The 19,122-nt window shown below is 71.2% G+C and carries 14 protein-coding genes; 10 read left to right on the top strand and 4 right to left on the bottom strand.

From position 1 onward, the window contains the following. Positions 1-293: 293 nt before the first annotated feature. The 4 genes from rplU to ABVB68_RS07290 all read left to right on the top strand — a co-directional run bounded on the left by rplU (position 294) and on the right by ABVB68_RS07290 (position 3,834). Entirely contained in the window at positions 294-614 is a 321-nt protein-coding gene (gene rplU, locus ABVB68_RS07305) for a 50S ribosomal protein L21 (protein WP_353600036.1), read from the top strand. A 14-nt stretch (positions 615-628) separates the two neighbouring features. Next, on the top strand, positions 629-883 hold the full coding sequence (gene rpmA / locus ABVB68_RS07300; protein ID WP_061922958.1) for a 50S ribosomal protein L27: 255 nt from the start codon (positions 629-631) through the stop codon (positions 881-883). 138 nt (positions 884-1,021) lie between these two features. Continuing rightward, on the top strand, positions 1,022-2,467 hold the full coding sequence (obgE, locus tag ABVB68_RS07295) for a GTPase ObgE (RefSeq protein WP_353600035.1): 1,446 nt from the start codon (positions 1,022-1,024) through the stop codon (positions 2,465-2,467). 248 nt (positions 2,468-2,715) lie between these two features. After that, positions 2,716-3,834 (top strand): glycosyltransferase family 2 protein, encoded by a 1,119-nt coding sequence (locus ABVB68_RS07290; protein ID WP_353600034.1) that lies wholly within the window; start codon positions 2,716-2,718, stop codon positions 3,832-3,834. A gap of 153 nt (positions 3,835-3,987) precedes the next feature. Here the strand turns inward: ABVB68_RS07290 and ABVB68_RS07285 are convergent, their stop codons facing one another. Together ABVB68_RS07285 and ABVB68_RS07280 are read right to left on the bottom strand one after the other, a co-directional pair. Continuing rightward, on the bottom strand, positions 3,988-7,551 hold the full coding sequence (locus tag ABVB68_RS07285; protein WP_353600033.1) for a bifunctional glycosyltransferase/CDP-glycerol:glycerophosphate glycerophosphotransferase: 3,564 nt from the start codon (positions 7,549-7,551) through the stop codon (positions 3,988-3,990). Positions 7,552-7,575: 24 nt separating this feature from the next. After that, the gene (locus tag ABVB68_RS07280; protein ID WP_353600032.1) at positions 7,576-9,810 is read right to left on the bottom strand and encodes a bifunctional glycosyltransferase/CDP-glycerol:glycerophosphate glycerophosphotransferase; all 2,235 of its coding nucleotides are present in this window, start codon (positions 9,808-9,810) and stop codon (positions 7,576-7,578) included. 336 nt (positions 9,811-10,146) lie between these two features. On the opposite strand from ABVB68_RS07280, the gene galE reads away from it, so the two are divergent. Then, positions 10,147-11,118: a UDP-glucose 4-epimerase GalE gene (galE, locus tag ABVB68_RS07275; RefSeq protein WP_353600031.1), complete on the top strand. Its 972-nt coding sequence runs from the start codon at positions 10,147-10,149 to the stop codon at positions 11,116-11,118. A 305-nt stretch (positions 11,119-11,423) separates the two neighbouring features. On the opposite strand, the gene ABVB68_RS07270 is transcribed toward galE, so the two are convergent. Further along, a complete protein-coding gene (locus ABVB68_RS07270) occupies positions 11,424-12,143 on the bottom strand; it encodes a hypothetical protein (RefSeq protein ID WP_503006029.1) in 720 nt (239 codons plus the stop codon). A 516-nt stretch (positions 12,144-12,659) separates the two neighbouring features. Here ABVB68_RS07270 and proB point away from each other — a divergent pair. The 5 genes from proB to ABVB68_RS07245 all read left to right on the top strand — a co-directional run bounded on the left by proB (position 12,660) and on the right by ABVB68_RS07245 (position 17,779). Continuing rightward, positions 12,660-13,787: a glutamate 5-kinase gene (proB, locus tag ABVB68_RS07265; RefSeq protein ID WP_353600029.1), complete on the top strand. Its 1,128-nt coding sequence runs from the start codon at positions 12,660-12,662 to the stop codon at positions 13,785-13,787. A gap of 169 nt (positions 13,788-13,956) precedes the next feature. After that, positions 13,957-14,391 (top strand): DUF8830 family protein, encoded by a 435-nt coding sequence (locus ABVB68_RS07260; RefSeq protein ID WP_353600028.1) that lies wholly within the window; start codon positions 13,957-13,959, stop codon positions 14,389-14,391. A gap of 253 nt (positions 14,392-14,644) precedes the next feature. Next, positions 14,645-15,931 carry a glutamate-5-semialdehyde dehydrogenase gene (locus ABVB68_RS07255; RefSeq protein ID WP_353600027.1) on the top strand — a complete coding sequence of 429 codons (1,287 nt, stop codon included), beginning with the start codon at positions 14,645-14,647 and terminating at the stop codon, positions 15,929-15,931. A gap of 118 nt (positions 15,932-16,049) precedes the next feature. Then, on the top strand, positions 16,050-16,622 hold the full coding sequence (locus tag ABVB68_RS07250) for an SCO2584 family spore wall biosynthesis protein (RefSeq protein WP_353600026.1): 573 nt from the start codon (positions 16,050-16,052) through the stop codon (positions 16,620-16,622). Positions 16,623-16,711: 89 nt separating this feature from the next. Next, a complete protein-coding gene (locus tag ABVB68_RS07245) occupies positions 16,712-17,779 on the top strand; it encodes an SCO2583 family membrane protein (RefSeq protein WP_353600025.1) in 1,068 nt (355 codons plus the stop codon). A gap of 189 nt (positions 17,780-17,968) precedes the next feature. Here the strand turns inward: ABVB68_RS07245 and ABVB68_RS07240 are convergent, their stop codons facing one another. Further along, positions 17,969-19,069, bottom strand: coding sequence for a M48 family metallopeptidase (locus tag ABVB68_RS07240; RefSeq protein WP_353600024.1), 1,101 nt, complete (start codon positions 19,067-19,069; stop codon positions 17,969-17,971). Positions 19,070-19,122: the final 53 nt, after the last annotated feature.

The raw sequence follows: 19,122 nt of genomic DNA, 5'->3' as shown, positions 1-19,122 counted from the left end.
GTCCCCCCCTCCCCCCCGCCCCCCCGCGGGCCCCCGCGGCCCGGGCCCCCCCCCCCACCGCCGTGCCGACGCCGTCCGCGGGGCCGCCGTTCGCCGCGGACGGCGGATCGGGGCCCGGTTTGACCCCTACGGTCCGGGCCCGTAACCTTGACCGTCGGCGTGTCCACTGAACACGCCACATCCCCGTAAACCTCTTCCTCCCGGACACTCGGTTGGCCGGGAGAGGTTGTCCGTTGTGTTTCGGGCGGCTGGCCTGCGGGGGTGCCGTTTCTTCGAGCGAAAGTGAGACCCGCGTGTACGCCATCGTGCGCAGCGGTGGTCGCCAGCACAAGGTTGCTGTCGGCGACATCGTTGAGGTTGACAAGATTTCCACTGGCAAGGTTGGCGACACGGTCGAGCTCTCGACCCTGCTCGTTGTCGACGGCGACTCCGTGACCAGCGACCCCTGGGTGCTGGCCGGCATCAAGGTCCAGGCCGAGATCGTGGACCACCACAAGGGCCAGAAGATCGACATTCTGCGCTACAAGAACAAGACCGGCTACCGCCGTCGTCAGGGCCACCGCCAGCAGTACACGGCGATCAAGGTCACGTCGATTCCCGCGGCTGCGAAGTAAGGGACTGAGGAGAAATGGCACACAAGAAGGGCGCATCGTCCACCCGGAACGGTCGCGACTCCAATGCCCAGCGGCTCGGCGTGAAGCGCTTCGGCGGTCAGGTCGTGAACGCCGGTGAGATCCTGGTCCGCCAGCGTGGCACCCACTTCCACCCCGGCGCCGGCGTCGGCCGTGGCGGCGACGACACGCTGTTCGCCCTCCAGGCCGGTGCGGTGGAGTTCGGCAGCCACCGTGGCCGCAAGGTCGTGAACATCGTTCCGGTCGCCTGAGTCGCCTGAATCCGGGCTCAGACCGAACGTTCCGTTCCGCGAGGCGGACCTCACTTCCCGGTCGGGAAGGCGGGTCCGCCTTTCGCGTGTTACGCAGTAGACATACCCGTACGTACCGAAGTGCTGGAGGCACCCACCATGACCACCTTCGTGGACCGCGTCGAACTGCATGTCGCCGCGGGTAACGGAGGCCACGGCTGTGCCTCCGTCCACCGTGAGAAGTTCAAGCCGCTCGGCGGCCCCGACGGCGGCAACGGCGGCCGGGGCGGCGACGTCATCCTGACCGTCGACCAGTCCGTGACCACGCTTCTCGACTACCACCACTCCCCGCACCGCAAGGCCACCAACGGCAAGCCCGGTGAGGGCGGCAACCGTTCCGGCAAGGACGGCGAGGACCTGGTCCTGCCGGTGCCGGACGGCACGGTCGTCCTGGACGGTGCGGGCAACGTGCTGGCCGACCTGGTCGGCCACGGCACCTCGTACGTCGCCGCGCAGGGCGGCCGGGGCGGACTGGGCAACGCGGCGCTGGCCAGCGCCCGCCGCAAGGCGCCCGGCTTCGCGCTGCTGGGCGTGCCCGGGGACCTCCAGGACATCGTGCTGGAGCTGAAGACCGTCGCCGACGTGGCCCTCGTCGGCTACCCGAGCGCCGGCAAGTCCTCGCTGATCTCGGTGCTCAGCGCGGCCAAGCCGAAGATCGCCGACTACCCCTTCACGACGCTGGTGCCCAACCTGGGCGTCGTCACCGCCGGTTCCACGGTGTACACCATCGCCGACGTGCCGGGTCTGATCCCCGGCGCCAGCCAGGGCAAGGGCCTCGGCCTCGAGTTCCTGCGGCACGTGGAGCGGTGCAGCGTGCTGGTGCACGTGCTGGACACCGCGACCCTGGAGTCCGACCGCGACCCGCTCTCCGACCTCGACATCATCGAGGAGGAACTGCGGCAGTACGGCGGTCTGGACAACCGGCCCCGGATGGTCGTCCTGAACAAGGTCGACGTGCCCGACGGCAAGGACCTCGCCGAGATGGTCCGCCCCGACCTGGAGGCGCGCGGCTACCGCGTCTTCGAGGTGTCGGCGGTGGCCCACATCGGGCTCAGGGAGCTGACCTTCGCACTCGGCGAGGTCGTCGCCGCGGCGCGCGCCGCCAAGCCGAAGGAGGAGGCGACACGCATCGTCATCCGGCCCAGGGCCGTGGACGACGCGGGCTTCACCGTCACCCGCGAGGACTCCGGCGGCGAGCCGCTGTTCCGGGTGCGCGGCGAGAAGCCCGAACGCTGGGTCCGCCAGACCGACTTCAACAACGACGAGGCCGTCGGCTACCTCGCCGACCGGCTCAACCGGCTCGGTGTGGAAGAGAAGCTGATGAAGGCGGGCGCCCGCTCCGGCGACGGCGTCGCCATCGGCCCCGAGGAGAACGCGGTCGTCTTCGACTGGGAGCCGACGGTCATGGCCGGCGCGGAGATGCTCGGCCGCCGCGGTGAGGACCACCGCTTCGAGGCGCCCCGGCCCGCGGCCCAGCGCCGCAGGGACCGGGAGGTCGAACGCGACGAGTCGCAGCAGGAGTTCGACGACTTCAACCCCTTCTAGGCACCCCTTCCGGGCCCCGCGGGGCCCGGTTCCGCCGAGTGGCAGCCCTTCGGCTGTTACACCACCTTTACAGCACTTCGTGTCAACCGCCGCGCGGGTGAAACCGAGTCGGCGGGTGGACGACGATAGGGTGACATGACCGATTGCGGTGAGGGGCGTCCCGACCGACCCCCCTCACCGCGTGCACGTCGTGTTCTATGGGGGAATCAGTTATGGGCTCCGGGCCCGACAACCGTCCTGTCGTTTCCGTGATCATTCCGGTGTACAACGCGGTCGACCACCTGCCGGAGTGCTTGCACTCGATCGCCGGCCAGTCCCTCGGATTCGAGCGACTCGAGATCGTCGCCGTGGACGACGGCTCCACCGACGGCAGTGGTGAGCTGCTCGACGAGTGGGCGGAGCGCCATCCCGGCCGGGTCCGGGTGGTGCACCAGGAGAACTCCGGCGCACCGGGCGGCCCGCGCAACCGGGCCATCGACATGGCCGAGGGCGAGTTCCTGTTCTTCGCCGATCCTGACGACTACCTGGGGACCGAGGCGCTGGAACGCCTGGTCGCCGCCGCCGGGCGCAACGACTCCGACGTGGTGCTGGGCAAGATCAAGGGTGTGGGGCGCAAGGCCCCGGTGACCCCGTTCCGGGCGAACGTGGACGGTGGTGACATCTTCACCTCCCATGGGGTCTGGTCCCTCACCGCGCACAAGCTGTTCCGTCGCTCGCTGGTCGAGGAGCACGGCCTGCGGTTCGCGGAGGGGCTGCGCCTGGCCGAGGAGCAGGTGTTCGTCGTGCGGGCCTATCTGCTGGCCCGGTCGATCTCGGTCGTGTCCGACTACGACTGCTACTACCTGGTCCGCCGCGACGACTTCCCGCACCTCACCCGGGAGGTCCCGGACCCCGCACCGTTCTACGCGAACGTGCGCGAGGTGCTGGACATCCTGGTGGCGCACGTCCCGGCCGGCGACGGGCGCGACAAGCTGCTCCAGCGCTGGCTGACCCTGGAGATCCTCGGCCGCTTCGACCGGCGCTTCCCCGGTCTGCCCGAGGACACCCGCGCCCTGCACGTGAAGCTGGCCGCGGAGCTGTTGCGCGACTTCATGCCGCAGGCGCTGGTGGCCGGGCTGCCGCCGCTGTCCCGGCTGCGCTGCCTGCTGATCTCCGAGGGACTCGTCGAGGAACTCACCGCGCTCACCACGCTGGTCCCGAGGCCCGAACCGAAGCCCAAGCCCAAGCCCAAGCCCGAGGCGGAGTCCGGGCCGAAGCCGCAGGCCGCCCCCGCCGGCGAGCCGGCCCCCCGGCCGCGAGGGCTCGGCCGGTACACCCCCGCCACCGTGCTCAGGGGCGTCAAACGCCGTCTGAAGCGCGGGCGTTGACCACCCGAAGCGCGGCGTCGACCGCCTGAAGCGCTGACGTCGACCGCGCCCGGGCCCGAAGGCGGCGGCGAACTCTCCCGGAGACGGCACAGCGGGAAAAGGGGCGGGGCCCGGAGGACGTCCTCCGGGCCCCGCCCCTTTCTCCGTGCTCGCTCACAGCTCCTTGGCCTGCTCCAGCATCCGGTCCAGGACCCGCGCCGAGGCGTGGCCGTCGTCCAGGTCGCAGAACAGGTGGTGGAAGCGGTCGAAGCGGTCCTGGTACTCGGCGGACACCGTATCGATGTCCCGGATCGCGTCGACCAGCTCCTTGGAGGTGAAGACCAGCGGGCCGGGCGAGTCCGCCTCGAAGTCGAAGTAGAAGCCGCGCAGGGTGTCCCGGTAGTGCTCCAGGTCGTAGGTGAAGAAGAGCATCGGCCGCTTCAGGTGGGCGTAGTCGAACATGACCGACGAGTAGTCCGTGATCATGATGTCGGCCGCCAGGTACAGCTCGGCGATGTCCGGGTACTCCGACACGTCCCACACGAAGCCGTTGCCGGCGCCGGGCACCGCGTCCACCACGTTGGAGTGGCGGCGGATGAGCAGGACGTGGTCGTCACCGAGCCGCCGCTGCGCGTCCTCGATGTCGATCCGCAGGTCGAACAGGTACTGGCCCTGGCTGTGCGCCTGGTCGTCCCGCCAGGTCGGCGCGTAGAGCACGACCTTCTTGCCCGCCGGCAGGCCGAGCTGCTTCTTCACCCGGTCGGCGATGGCGTCCTTGTCCGGCGAGTACAGGTAGTCGTTGCGGGGGTAGCCCGCCTCCAGGATCTCCCCGTCGTAGGAGAAGGCGCGCTTCAGGATCGGTGTGCTGAACCGGTTGGAGGAGACCACCATGCTCCACTGCTTCGCCTCCAGCGCCAGCTTCTCCTGGTAGCGGCGGTCGAAGTGCAGGGTGTCGATGTCGTGGCCGATCTTCTTCAGCATCGTGCCGTGCCAGGTCTGGACGATGACCTGCCCGGGGCGCCGCTCGATCCAGTCCGGCAGGTGGCCGTTGGTGACGATGTAGCGGCTGGAGGCCAGGGCCTCGTACCACTCGGTGCCCCACATGCGGATCCGCTCCACGCCCTCGGGCAGCACGACCTGGCCGTCGCGCACGGCCCACAGGTGCTTGAGGTCCGAGCCACGGGCCACCAGCTCCTCGTACATCGCCCGCGGGCTGTCCGAGAACTGCTTGCCGTTGTAGCTGAGGTAGAAGACCTGGTCCTTCAGCGGCTGCCGGCGCAGGGGCGCGTAGACCTCCTGGCGCAGCTGCTTCTGCCGGTACGGGCCGCGCTCGAGGTCGTCGAGTTCCGAACGGCAGTTCAGCTGGGGGAAGTCGGCCCAGCGGTTCTCCAGCCAGTAGCGGCGGCCGCCCAGTTCTGCGCGGAGCGGGAACTGGCCCGCCGCGAGCCGGTCGGTGACGAAGGGCACGTCGGGGCCCTCGCCGTCGGCCGGGCGCAGGAAGAGGTTCCAACGGCCCGCGCGCAGCGGCAGGTTGCCGTTGCCACCGAGGGTGGAGGGGTCGAAGGCGACCTCGAAGCGGCCGTCCTCGAACCAGCGCGGCTCCACGAACCGCTCCTCGAAGCGGCTGCGGGGCTTGAGCAGCAGACGGGCGCCGGTGAGCCGGGCGTCGGTGCGTCCGGCGATGGTGATCCGGCCGTCCGTCAGGCCGACCCGGTCGATGACGGCGCGGCGGGTGCGGCCGGCCAGCTTCAGATAGCCGTTGTGGCCGCCGACCACGGCCAGTTCGCACAGCTGGGCCTGTTCGCCCAGCGAGGCGGGCAGGTCGAACCGTCCGTCGGCCAGCCCCTCCTGCATCACCGTGCTGAACTGGCGCTCGGTGCCCTGCGGGTCGGTGGCGATCAGCGCGGTCGACCAGACACGCTTCTCCGGCTGGGCCAGGGCGTCGACACCCTCGTGGAAGACCAGCGCCACGTCGGCCACCGGGACCTCGGCAGAGAACCGGCGGGTGTCGTCGACCTCGGTCACCTCGACCGGGTATTCGTGGACCTCGGCGCCCTTCTGGTTCTTCAGGCGCAGCGTCACGCGCTCGCCCGCCGCCAGCGGCACCCGGATGTCGCCGGACACCCGCAGCAGGTCACCCTCGAGCGTCCAGCCGGTGACCAGCGCGCGGACCTTCTCGATGCGCAGCTTGAGCGCACCGCGCTCGACCGACGGCAGCATCCGGAAGTCGGGGCTGAGCCAGCGGTACGGCGGGAAGTTGCAGGCGGCGCCGCCGCTGGACTGCACGGCGGCACGGCGCACCAGGCCGGAGGCGTACAGGCCGAGGCCCACGTGCCACAGGCCCTCCTGCCACTCACCGCCCTTGCGCAGCTTCGCCGGGTCGAGGGTGACCTCCCAGCCGGCCCAGTCGTAGTTGTACCGGTCCTGGCCGGAGTCGGTGGTGCGCTCGGGGCGCTCCACGTTCCGGGTGGGCAGCACGACGCGGCGGCGGGACTTGTCCTTGCGCAGCTGCAGGACCTTGACGGACGAGCGCTTCGAGGGCAGGTCGATCTTGTCGATCCAGGCGTGGCCGCCCAGCACCAGCTTGCCGTCGGACCAGGCGACGTCATGCAGCGGGGCCCGCATGGTCAGGTCCTGGTCGATGCGCAGCGCCTTGCGCGGGAGTTCCAGCTCGGCGTCGGCCAGGGCGGGGAAGGACGCGTACTTGCGGACCAGGCCGCTGACCTCGATGGCCTCCTTGCGCCGCTGCGAGGCCAGCAGGGTGATCAGCTCGTCGAGCTGGTGCTTGCGGACCAGCAGCCACTGCACCCGCAGGTGGGTGGGCAGGGACATCACGACCTTGGGGTCGATGTGGTCCATGAAGCGGTTGGCCGACCGCAGGAACTCGGCGCGGTACTCCTCGTCGCCGTCGGGCACCACGTTGAGGAACAGCCGCAGGTCGTCGACGAGGACGCGGGTGTCGTACTCCTGCTTGAGGCGGGCGAAGGTGTCGCCGGACTGCCTGCCCAGGAAGTCGCTGATCTCCAGGACGGAGGTGACGCGGTCGCGGACACCGGCCGGGTCGGTACGGCGCTGTGTGATGGAGGGGGCGGACTCGCCCTCGCGCAGCCGCCAGTAGTAGCAGGCCTCGGAGATCACGTCGACGGCGTCGGCGAGGTAGTGCGCCCGCATGGTGACGGGCGTGTCCTCGTACAGCCGGCCCTCGGGGAAGGCGAAGCCGTGCTTCTCCCAGAACGTCCGGCGGAACACCTTGTTGCAGGCTATTCGGTCGGCGACGAGCTTGGCGTACTCGGCGATGTGGGTGCGCTGGCGGGCCTCGCCGGCGAGCATCCGCATCAGCGGGACCTGCCAGGTCTTCTCGCCCTTGAGGTGGAAGACGTTGCCGGTGGCGAAGTCGGAGCCGGTCTCGTCGAGGCTGCCGACCATCAGGCGGTAGGCGTCCGGCGGGATGAGGTCGTCGCTGTCGACGAACGTCAGGAACTCCGCCTCGGGGGAGATGTGGGCGATGCCCGTGTTACGGGCGGCCCCCAGGCCTCCGTTCTCCTTGCGGATCAGCCGGAACCGCGGGTCGCGGGCTGCGTAGGACTCGGCTATCGCGGCGGAGCCGTCGGGGGAGCCGTCGTCCACCATCAGGACCTCGAAGTCCTCGTACGTCTGCGCCGCCAGCGAGTCCAGGCAGGCCGGCAGGTAGTGCTCGACGTCGTACATGGGGACGATGACACTGAGCCGAGGGGCCATGCTTGTCGATCTCCTTCTCGAAGGTCAGGCCCGCTCGACGGCTGCGAGCGCCTGGGCGGGGGCCGGAGCGTGGGAACGCTCGGCGAAGGGCACGAAGGGCAGGGGCTGCGTCTCGCCGAGGAAGACCCGCCGCACCACGCGTTCGGCGGCGCGCCCGTCGTCGAACTCGCAGAACCGACGGCGGAAGGCGGCGCGGCGCGCGGCCGCCTCCTGCCCGCCGTACTCGTCCGATCCGAGCAGCCGGATCAGTTCGGCCTGTGAGGTGGCCACCGCGCCCGGCGACTCCTGGAGCAGGTTGAAGTAGGTGCCGCGCACGGCGGAGTAGATGTCCCAGTCGGGCGCGTAGATGACGATCGGCCGGTCGAGGACGGCGTAGTCGAACATCGCGGAGGAGTAGTCCGTGATCAGCGCGTCCGCGGCGAGGTACAGCTCCTCCACCCGGGTGTGCCCCGACACGTCGACGATCCGCCCGGTGCGGCGCAGCTCGGCCACGTGGGAGGAGCCGGCGCCGTAGAAGTAGTGGCCGCGCACCAGGAGGGTCACGTCGGGACCCAGCTCGTCGGCGAGGCGGGCGAGGTCGAGGCTCGGCACGAAGCCGGGCTGGTACTCGCGGTGGGTGGGCATGTACAGGTACGCCTTGGCGCCGTCGGCGAGCCCCAGCGCCGCGCGGGCCCGGCGCACGTCGTCCGCCGTGCCGTTGACCAGGACGTCGTTGCGGGGGTAGCCGGACTCCAGGGACTCGTAGGAGCACGGGTACACCCGCTCCCAGACGGCCGTGGAGAAGCGGTTGGAGCTGATGCTGAAGTCCCAGCGGTCGCAGCGCTCCAGGAGCTTGTCGAAGTCCATGTCCGTCGAGGCGGGGTACTTGCGCTGGTCGAGGCCCATGGTCTTGAGCGGGGTGCCGTGGTGGGTCTGAAGATGGACCTGGCCCGCGCGCTTGACCACGCTGTCGGCGAAGTTCACGTTGTTGACCAGGTACTTGGCGCGGGCGAGCGCGGCCCAGTACTCCTTGGAGCCGACCCGCACGAACTCCACGCCCTCGGGCACCCGGTCCACGGCGTCGGGCCGGACGGCCCAGACCCGGCGGACGTGCGGGGCGAGCCGGGCGAGTTCGGCGTCGACGGCCGCCGGGTTGCAGGAGACGCTGCGGCTCCAGTAGGCGGAGAAGAGAGCCAGGTTCTCGTCCAGCGGCAGCCTCAGCTGCGACTGGTAGAAGACGCCCATCGCGCTGCGCTTGGAGCGGTTGATGGCCGTGCGGGTACGGGTCCTGACCGCCCTGCGCAGCTTCACGGCGGCGGTGGCGCCCGCCATGGCGGTGTACGCGTCCTTCTCCAGCATCGCGTACTTGTGGCCGCGGCCTCCGCCCGGCCGCTGGAAGCCCTGCGGGAGCCGGGCGCGGTAGTCGGCGGCGGCGCGGTGGAAGAACTCCACCCGGGCATCCGCGGGCAGGCGGTCGGGCCGCTCCAGGATGGTCAGGAAGTGGTCGGTCATCTTGCGGAACAACGGCGCGCGCCACTGGGCCAGTTCGGGGCGGGCGTCGAGGTAGTCGAAGACGCGGCGGTACTGGTCGAAGACGTCGAAGTGCTTACGGCTGACCGTCTTCAGGATGTTGCCGCCCTCGCGGCGCTGCCGGTACATCACGCAGACGCGGTTCAGCACGGCGATGTGCTCGGCGCTGATCATGGAGCAGAACGTCCAGGGGGCGTCCTCGTAGTAACCGGGCGGGAAGGTGAGCCCGTTCTCGGTGACGAAGTCCCGGCGGTAGGCCTTGTTCCAGACGATCTGCAGCAGGTTGAGCAGCTGCGGCCGCTCGGAGAGCGGGAACGTCTCCGGGCCGTCGGGCTGGAGCAGCTCGGCGCGCTGGTTGGGCCGCACCCGGCCGTCCCAGTAGCTGCGGGAGTAGTCGTAGACGAGTATCTCGGGGTCGCCGGCGGCTTCCAGCCGTTCGGCTATCGCCCGCAGGGCGCCGTCGGTCAGGGTGTCGTCACTGTCCAGGAAGAGGACGTAGTCGCCCCGTACCTTCTCCATGCCCGCGTTGCGCGCACGGCCGAGCCCCACGTTCTCCGTGAGGTGAATCACGTGGATCCGAGCGTCGCGTTGCGCGTACTCGTCGAGGATGGCGCCCGAGCCGTCCGGTGAGTGGTCGTCGACCGCGATGATCTCGAAGTCCGTGTAGTCCTGCCCGAGCACCGAGTCCAGGCACTCGGCGAGGTAGCCCTGCACCTTGTAGACAGGGATGACGAGAGAGAGTCTGGGCATCCTTACAACCTGTTCCGAGACTGATCACGAGAGCGTGGACCGAGGCCAGAGCACGCTCCGCCTGCCGACGGCATGAGCGCGTCGCCGCATCAGCGTAAGGGATTCACTTGAAGTTTCCGTGAGCGAGGTAGCCGGGCGTTCACATCACGGAACAGCCGCAGGGGCGATACCGCCGCCCGCGTGGGACATTGTCCCATCAGGACCGGCTCAACAGCTTCTCCCTGTACCGCCATTACCGTCTGGATTTGCCGCAGTTGTTCTGGAATGTCCGACTCGATTTTCCGCAGTCCATGGACGAGTCTGCTTTCCACTGACGTAGACCGAGGAGGCACGGGAATGAGCTGGCTGGTCACGGGCGGCGCCGGGTACATCGGTGCGCATGTGGTGCGCGCCATGACGGAGAGCGGTGAGCACGTGGTCGTCTACGACGACCTGTCGACCGGCAGCGCCGACCGGCTCCCCGGCGATGTCCCGCTGGTGGTGGGCAGTGTGCTGGACCAGGCTCTCCTGGAGCGGACGATTCGTGACCATGCCGTGACGGGTGTGGTGCACATCGCAGCCAAGAAGCAGGTCGGCGAGTCGGTGGAGCGGCCGCTCCACTACTACCGGGAGAACGTCACCGGTCTGCAGACCCTGCTGGAGGCGATGGCCGCCACCGGTGTCGAGCGGATCGTCTTCTCCTCGTCCGCCGCCGTCTACGGCATGCCGGACGTCGACCTCGTGACCGAGGACACCCCGTGCGTCCCCATGAGCCCCTACGGCGAGACGAAACTGGTCGGCGAGTGGCTGATCGCCGCCGCCGCCAAGGCCCACGGCCTGCGGGCCGTGTCCCTGCGCTACTTCAACGTGGCCGGCGCCGCCGCCCCGGAGCTGTCCGACGCGGGCGTCTTCAACCTCATCCCCATGGTGTTCGAGCGGCTCGAGGCCGGCGAGGCGCCCCGGATCTTCGGTGACGACTACGCCACGCCGGACGGCACCTGCGTACGTGACTACATTCACGTCCAGGACATCGCCTCCGCCCACCAGGCGGCCGTGGTACGGCTGCGCGAGGCACCGGCGGGGACCTCGCTCGTCCTCAACATCGGCCGGGGCGAGGGCAGTTCGGTCCGGGAGATGGTGGACCGCATCCTGAAGACGACCGGCAACGAAAGCCTGGCGCCCGAGGTGGCGGGCCGCCGTGCCGGAGACCCGGCGAGGGTGGTCGCGTCGGCGGACCGCATCCGGGCGGAACTGGGCTGGACCGCCCGCCGCGGCCTGGACGACATGATCGACTCCGCCTGGCAGGGCTGGCGGCACCGCCACGCCTGACACGCCGAGCGCGGAGCCGGCCGTCCGGCTCCGCGCACGTCCGGCCGGTGCTCCGACTCCGCGCGGTTCGCCCTCGGGGACCCGGTCGTGCGTCCTCCGCGGTCCGCGCTCCGGCTTCGCGCGGTTCGCCCTCGGGGATCCGGTCGTGCGTCCTCCGCGGTCCGCGCTCCGGCTTCGCGCGGTTCGCCCTCGGGGATCCGGTCGTGCGTCCTCCGCCGTGCGCGCTCCGGCTTCGCGCGGTTCGCCCTCGGGGATCCGGCCGTGCGTCCTCCGCCGTGCGCGCTCCGGCTTCGCGCGGTCCTCGCTCAGGCCTTCAGGTCGGCCCTGTCTCCCATCACCACGACGGGGTGCAGCTTGGGGTCGAGGGTGCGCAGCAGGTACTCCATGGCCGACCTGGACTGGCTCACGCACGCCGACGTGCCGCTGCCGTGGTCCATGTGCAGCCAGATGCTGCCGCCCTTCGACTGCCCCTGGGGCCGCGTCGGGTCGTTCGGCGGAGTGCCCTTGACGCGGTTGTAGTCGATGGCGACGACGTAGTCGAAGTCGTGCCAGTACGGCTTCTTCCAGTAGTGCGGCGCCTGGAAGGTCGCGGACCGGGTGTACGGCAGCTTCACGCCCGGCGCGCCGAGCACACCGCCCGCGTCGCTCAGTGTGAAGACGCCCACCGGACTGCGCAGATCACCCTCGTGGTGGTCCGTCGTCCAGCCCTTGCGCCCGTTGTGCGCCGGCCAGGTGCGCTCCTGCTTCCAGGTGGAGCCGTGCTCGGTGAAGAGGGCGACGGTGGAGTCGGGGGAGTTCCTGCCGGCGCCATACACGGCGACGACCTGACGGGTACCGGCCGGCACCCGCTCCCAGAGCCGGTCCCCGATGCCGGGCACGCGCTTCAGGGCCGTCTTGCGCTGCGGTGCGTCGTCCCCGCCGCGCGCGGTGCCGTGGTCCGAAGCCCCGCACGCCGCAAGGGACATCACCGACAAAACACCGCAAACCGCGCCGACGGCAAGCCGTATGGAACCTCGTTTCCGCATGGGATCCATGGTCGCAGACCGAACGTGACGCCCACGTCCCAGGTCTGTCGCAGGCTCAGACCAGCGCGCCCGCGGGGGAGATGCCGGCCTTCTTGCCCCGGTCCGTGCCGGGCGCGGAGGAAAGGCGAACCCCACCGTGCCGGTCGCCCCCCGGTGCGGGTGCCGCCGGAATGCGCGGTGCGGGCGACACGGGTTCCCGTCCGGAGCCCGATCCCGGACATGGCGGATCCGACCCCGGCCCACGCACCGTGCCCGAACCGGCGGGGACTCCTTCTCCGATCTCCCGGGCTGCCGTTCCCGCGGACTTCTTCGCTCCCGGCCGCCGGCCGGTCCGGTCCCCGTCGCCGGACGCGGCTTCCACGTCCCCTTGGATCGGCCGTCCGCGACCCCGGCCCCGAGGGGCAGCCCGGTGCACCGCGTCCGGGAGCCGGACGTTCGAGCACCCCGCGTACGTCTCGCGTAGATTGCAAAAGCCACGCCCGACGGGGACGTGGGCGAGACGTCGGAGGAGAGCACGTGTCAGCGGCAAGGCATCAAGTAGCCAAGGCCCGCAGGATCGTCGTCAAGGTGGGGTCCTCCTCGCTGACCACCGCCGCCGGCGGCCTCGACGCCGACCGTGTCGACGCGCTCGTCGACGTGCTCGCCAAGAGCCGCAGCGGAGGCGAGAGGGAGGTCGTCCTCGTCTCCTCCGGTGCCATCGCCGCCGGTCTCGCCCCACTCGGCCTGCGCCGCCGCCCCAAGGACCTCGCCCGCCAGCAGGCCGCCGCCAGCGTCGGCCAGGGACTGCTCGTCGCCCGCTACACCGCCTCCTTCGCCCGGTACGGCGTCCGCGTCGGACAGGTCCTGCTGACCAGCGACGACATGAGCCGCCGCGCTCACCACCGCAACGCCTCCCGCACGCTGGACAAGCTGCTGGCGATGGGCGCCCTGCCGGTCGTCAACGAGAACGACACCGTCGCCACGGACGAGATCCGCTTCGGTGACAACGACCGCCTCGCCGCCCTCGTCGCCCACCTCGTCCACGCCGATCTGCTGGTCCTGCTCTCCGACGTCGACGGCGTCTACGACGGCGACCCCAGCAAGCCCGGCACCTCCCGGATAGCGGAGGTGAAGCGTCCCGAGGACCTCGCGGGCGTCGAGATCGGCAGCGCGGGCAAGGCCGGCGTCGGCACCGGCGGCATGGTCACCAAGGTCGAGGCCGCCCGTATCGCGGCCGCCGCCGGCGTCCCGGTCGTGCTGACCAGCACCGTCCACGCCGCCGAGGCACTCGCCGGCGGTGACACCGGTACCTACTTCCACCCCACCGGCAAGCGCTCCGCCGACCGGCTGCTCTGGCTCCAGCACGCGTCCACCCCGCAGGGTGCGCTGATCCTGGACGACGGCGCCGTGGACGCGGTCGTGCAGCGGCGCACGTCGCTGCTGCCGGCCGGAATCGCCGCGCTGGAAGGCGAGTTCAGCGCCGGTGACCCGGTCGAGCTCCGGGACACGACGGGCCGCGCGGTGGCCCGGGGGCTCGTCAACTTCGACGCCAAGGAGATCCCCCGGCTGATCGGGCGTTCGACCCGGGAGCTGGCGCGCGAACTGGGCCCGGCGTACGAACGCGAGGTCGTACACAGGGACGACCTGGTGCTCCTGCACACCTGACGCTCGCAAGGCCGCTCGTAAAGCGAAGCGTACGGACCGACCCCGGTGGGGGACGTTCCGTAAAACCATCACGCGGAGCCCTGCGGCCTGCTCAACTTTGTCTCTGGGGCATGTTGAAGGGACACGTTCCGTCAACGGGCCGTGCGAGCAATGCGTGAAGGAGGCCGTCGTGAGACGAGTGCGCCCGGGGGCGGCGTCCCGCGGTGCTCTGACGAGCGTCGCGGCCGGGGACACCTACGAGGACCACGAGGAACCCCAGGACCTGCCCCGCCTGTGGCACGTCACCCTCAGCATCTCCGGTGAGCAGGTGCCCGTGCCGGAGCTGCGGCGAGCCCTGGAACAGCTCGCCCACGACCACCCCTTCCTGCTCACCAGCAGATACGCGACCGACCACGCGGAGATCCGCTACTGGGAGGAGGCCCGCGACCTGCACGACGCCGCCGCCGTGGCCCTGCGGCTCTGGGGCGAGCACCGGCAGAGCGCGGGGCTGCCGGCCTGGGAGATCGTCGGGCTGGAGGTCATCGACCGGGAGACCTACCACCAGCGCATCGCCGAAGGCTACGGCCCGGCCCCCGCCACCCCCGTCGGCGTCCACCCCTTCTGACCGCCATCCCCTGACCACGGTCCTTCCAGGGGCGCCGAGGGGCTCATGAAGCTGTACGGCCACGCCAGGGGCCTCTGGGGCATTGGGGCATTGGGGCCCGGCCGCTGGGCTCCTGGGGACCATGGGGCGCGCGGCCCCCGGGCGGTCCGGGGCCGCCTTGCCCCGCCAGGCGGCGCGCGCGGCCCCGACGGCCGTCGTCTCGGCTTGCGGAACGGTAGCCGCGCGCCGCTTGCGGGAGCACTACCCTGCGGGTATGACCACGCTCTCGCCCTACGACTCGATGTCCCCGGTCACCCAGGCCGCCTACCGTGCCAAGGCCGCGGCCGCCGACCTCGCGCCGCTCCCGCGCGCCGTGAAGGACGACGCGCTGCTCGCCATCGCGGACGCCCTCGAGGTCCGGACGAGCGAGATCATCGAGGCCAACGCCAAGGACGTGGCCAAGGCCCGGGCGAACGGCACCAGCGAGGCCATCGTCGACCGGCTCACCCTCACCCCCGAGAGGGTCCGCGCCATCGCCTCCGACGTCCGTGACGTCGCCAAGCTGCCCGACCCGGTCGGCGAGGTCGTCCGCGGCTCCACCCTGCCCAACGGCATCGACCTGCGCCAGGTCCGCGTCCCGCTCGGCGTCGTCGGCATCATCTACGAGGCCCGCCCCAACGTCACCGTCGACGCCGCCGCCCTGTGCCTGAAGTCCGGCAACGCCGTCCTGCTGCGCGGCTCCGCCTCCGCCTACGAGTCCAACACCGCCCTCGTCCGGGTGGTCCGGGACGCCGTCGGCGGTGCCGGGCTGCCGGCCGACGCCGTCCAGCTGGTGCCCGGCGAGAGCCGCGAGTCCGTACGCGAGCTGATGCGCGCCCGGGGCCTGGTCGACGTGCTCATCCCGCGCGGCGGCGCCTCCCTGATCCAGACCGTGGTGACCGAGTCCGTCGTCCCCGTCATCGAGACCGGCACCGGCAACTGCCACGTCTACGTCGACGCCCGGGCCGACATCGACACGGCGATCGAGATCCTGATCAACTCCAAGGCCCACCGGGTCAGCGTCTGCAACGCCGCCGAGACCCTCCTGGTCCACCAGGACATCGCCGCCGAATTCCTGCCGCGCGCCCTGGACGCCCTCGCGGAGGCCGGCGTCACCGTCCACGCCGACGAGCGTGTCATGGCCTATGCCAAGGACTCCCAGGCCACCGTGGTCGAGGCGACCCCCGAGGACTGGGAGACCGAGTACCTCTCCCACGACATCGCCGCCGCGGTCGTCGACTCCCTCGACAAGGCCGTGGAGCACATCCGCCTGTGGACCTCCGGCCACACCGAGGCGATCGTCACCACCTCGCAGCAGGCCGCCCGCCGCTTCACCCAGCTGGTCGACTCCACCACCGTCGCCGTCAACGCCTCCACCCGCTTCACCGACGGCGGCCAGTTCGGCTTCGGCGCCGAGATCGGCATCTCCACCCAGAAGCTGCACGCCCGTGGCCCGATGGGCCTGCCGGAGCTGACCAGCACGAAGTACATCGTCACCGGCGACGGGCACGTCCGGCGCTGAGGTTCACCCGTTCGGCCGCGCTTGGCGGGCACCCCCGGCGCGGCCGGAACCGTCTCATCACGTGGATGAATTTCCATACCGTCTGCACAGATTGACCCCCCAGGTCTACTCTGGACGTGTGCCGGAGGACGTGGGGGGCACGCCGTTCCCTGACGGCTGGGAGCCCGACGACGACCACGACCACGGGGTGCCGGACGAAGAGTTCGCCTCCGTGGTCTTCGACGAGGACTTCGTACGGGCGGCGACGGTCCACGAACCGACCGCGGTCGAACGCCTCCTGGCCGCGGCCCGGGCCAGAGCCGAGGCCTCCGAGGCGGAGGCCCGCCGCGCCCGCGCCAGAGGCGACCGCCACGACGACGTCTACGGCCCCGAGGGCACCGACTTCGGCCGTGAACCGGGCGACGGCGAACCGGACGACACCTACGCCCTCGGCGACCACCACGGCCCCTTCGGCGCCTACGGCAAGCAGGTCCGCTGGCATCGCCCCGTGGCCTGGGTGCTCGCCGTGGTGATGGGCATCGGCATGGTCGCCCTGGCCTTCGCCGCGGTCTACCGGGGAGCCTCCTCCAGCACCCGCGACCAGGTGCCCGCCCCCGCCTCGACCGGCCTGGAGCAGGGCAGCGCGGCCGCCCCGTCCGTCTCCGCCGGGCACCCCCGTCCGGCCCTCTCGGCCGCCCCGCGCTCCCCCTGACCGAGGACGCCCGCCCTGGGTGAGAACATGTCAGAAGTTGTCCTGCGGCGGGGCGTTTACCCGAGGCCCGCGAGACCTACCCTGAAGGTATGGGCGGGCCTGGAGACCCACCGGAGGGGACACCCGAGGGCGGCCCCGGCGGTGCCGAGGAAGAGTACCGATCCGTCGTGTTCGACGAGTCGTTCGTCCGCGCTGCCCGCCTCCAGGAGTACTCGGCCGAGGAACGGATCGCCGACCACGCTCCCGCCGTACGCCGCCGCCCGCCGCTGCACCGCGGCCTCACCCGGCAGCTGCTGATCCTCGCCGTGCTGATCGCCGTCGCCTTCGGCACCGCGATCTACATGAGCGTCCGCCACCCCTACGGCTCCCCGGCGGCCCGGCGGCCCGTCGAACCCCTGCGCATGACCGTCATCCCGCTCGCCCCGCAGGGCAAGGTGCCCGGCGCCACCGACGCCGAGAGCCTGTACGCGCACAGCCCCGCCGCCCATTTCGACACCGGCGCCGAGGGCGTACCGCTGCCGGCCTCGCGCAGCACCGCCCACTTCTCCGACAGCCAGGTCGTGGCCGCGCTCACCATGGTCAAGGACTACATCGTCCGCTCCTCGCTCTACCCCGAGGTGCTGACCGGCCGGCAGACCGCTCCCGCCCGGGCCCTCCTCGACCCCGACCAGCTCGACCAGTTCGACCGGAGCTTCGACCACCCGGCGGCGGACGGCCGGCACGCCCCCACCGGCTGGCTGGTCCGCCTCGACCCCGCCCGGGTCCGGCTCGCCGACGACAGGATCCGGGTCCGGGGCAACCTGCGGGCCACCGAGAGCGACTCGGCCACCCTGGAGATCGTCGCCGACCACATCTTCGTGTACGCCCTGCGCCCCACCGGCGCCGCCGACGCCCCCGTCTCGCTGTTCACGGTCCGCCGCGAGGTGACCTTCCGCTTCGACCGCGACGACCTGCGCACCCACCAGGTGCAGCTCGTCACGGCCTACGTCCAGGCGGGCCCCCTGTCCTGCGCCGAGGACTCCAGCGCCTACCTGCAGCCCCTCCTGGCCGGCCAGACGGCCAGGGCGGGCGGCCCCGCGGGCACCAACCCCTACGACACGGACGACCCGCCGACCCTGTGCGGCACGCTGGCCGGCGGGGCCGAGTCGAAGGGGTGAGCGCGCAGGGGGGAACCGAGTCGAAGCGGCGAGCGGCGCCGGGCTGAGCCGCGCGGACCGCGCGGGGCCTGATGGCGGCTCCTGCCCGGACCGCGCGGGGCTTGGTGGCGGTGCCTGCGGGTCCCGGACCGCGCGGAGGCCTGTGGGGGCTACTCCTGGGTCCGGTGACCGCGCGAGGGCTTGTGTCGGCTACTCCGGGTCCGGGTCCCCTTGGGGAGCGTCCGCGGCGCCGCCCTCCGCCGGCGGCGGGCTGCGGAAGCCGTCGAAGCCGCGCCGGACCCGGCCGCCCAGGTCGCCGGCGCCGCCCGCCAGGTCGCTGACCAGCCTCATCAGCGGGTCCTTGGAGGTCTTCACATCGGAGGCGTAGCTGGACGCGGACTCGCGGAAGGAGTCGCCGACGGAGGCGTCCTTGTCCCCGCCGCGCCGCGGGTAGTGGCCGTCCATGATCCGCTGGTAGTCCCGGGACCCGGCCCACTTCTTCAGCTCAGCGGCCCGCACCGTGGTGAACGGGTGCGAGCGGGGCAGCACGTTCAGGATCTTCAGCACCGAGTCGCGCAGATCGCCCCCGGAGTCGTACTCCTCGGCCTGCTCCAGGAAGGCGTCCACGTTCATCTCGTGCAGGTGGTTGCCACCCGCGATCTTCATCAGGCCCCGCATCGAGGCCCGGACGTCCTGGCCCACCAGCAGCCCCGCCCGGTCGGCGGACAGCTCCGACTTGCGGAACCACTCCCTGAGTGCCGTGACGAGCGCCATGACCGCCAGATTGCCGAGCGGGATCCAGGCGACCCGCAGCGCGAGGGTCGTCAGGAACAGCAGGACCGTGCGGTACACCGAGTGCCCCGACAGGGCGTGCCCCACCTCGTGCCCGACGACGGCCCGCATCTCCTCCTCGTCGAGCAGCTCGACCAGTCCGGTCGTGACCACGATGATCGGCTCGTCCAGGCCGATGCACATCGCGTTCGGCTGCGGGTCCTGCGTGACGTACATCGGCGGGACCTTCTCCAGGTCCAGGATGTAACAGGCGTCCAGCAGCATGTCGTGCAGGTGCGAGAACTGCCGCCCGGACACCCGCACCGAGTCCGACAGGAACAGCAGCCGCAGGCTGCGCTCCGGCAGCAGCCCGCTGAGCGCCTTGAAGACGGTGTCGAACCCGCTCAGCTTGCGCAGCGCGACCAGGGCCGACCGGTCGGCCGGGTGCTCGTAGGCACGCGAGGAGATCTCCGGGAAACGCCTGCGCTGCCTGCCGGGCACGCGCTCGCGCCCCGTCTCCTGGTGGCCGTCGTCGGACATGTCTTCCCCCAAGTGCGTCTGAATGCCGTGTGCCCCCGAGGCGGGGCCCAGCC

It is taken from the genome of Streptomyces sp. NPDC096012 (assembly GCF_040426375.1).
GTDB lineage: Bacteria > Actinomycetota > Actinomycetes > Streptomycetales > Streptomycetaceae > Streptomyces.
Note: the sequence above shows the minus strand (reverse complement) of the source record. Positions and strands in the feature narration are given on the sequence as shown.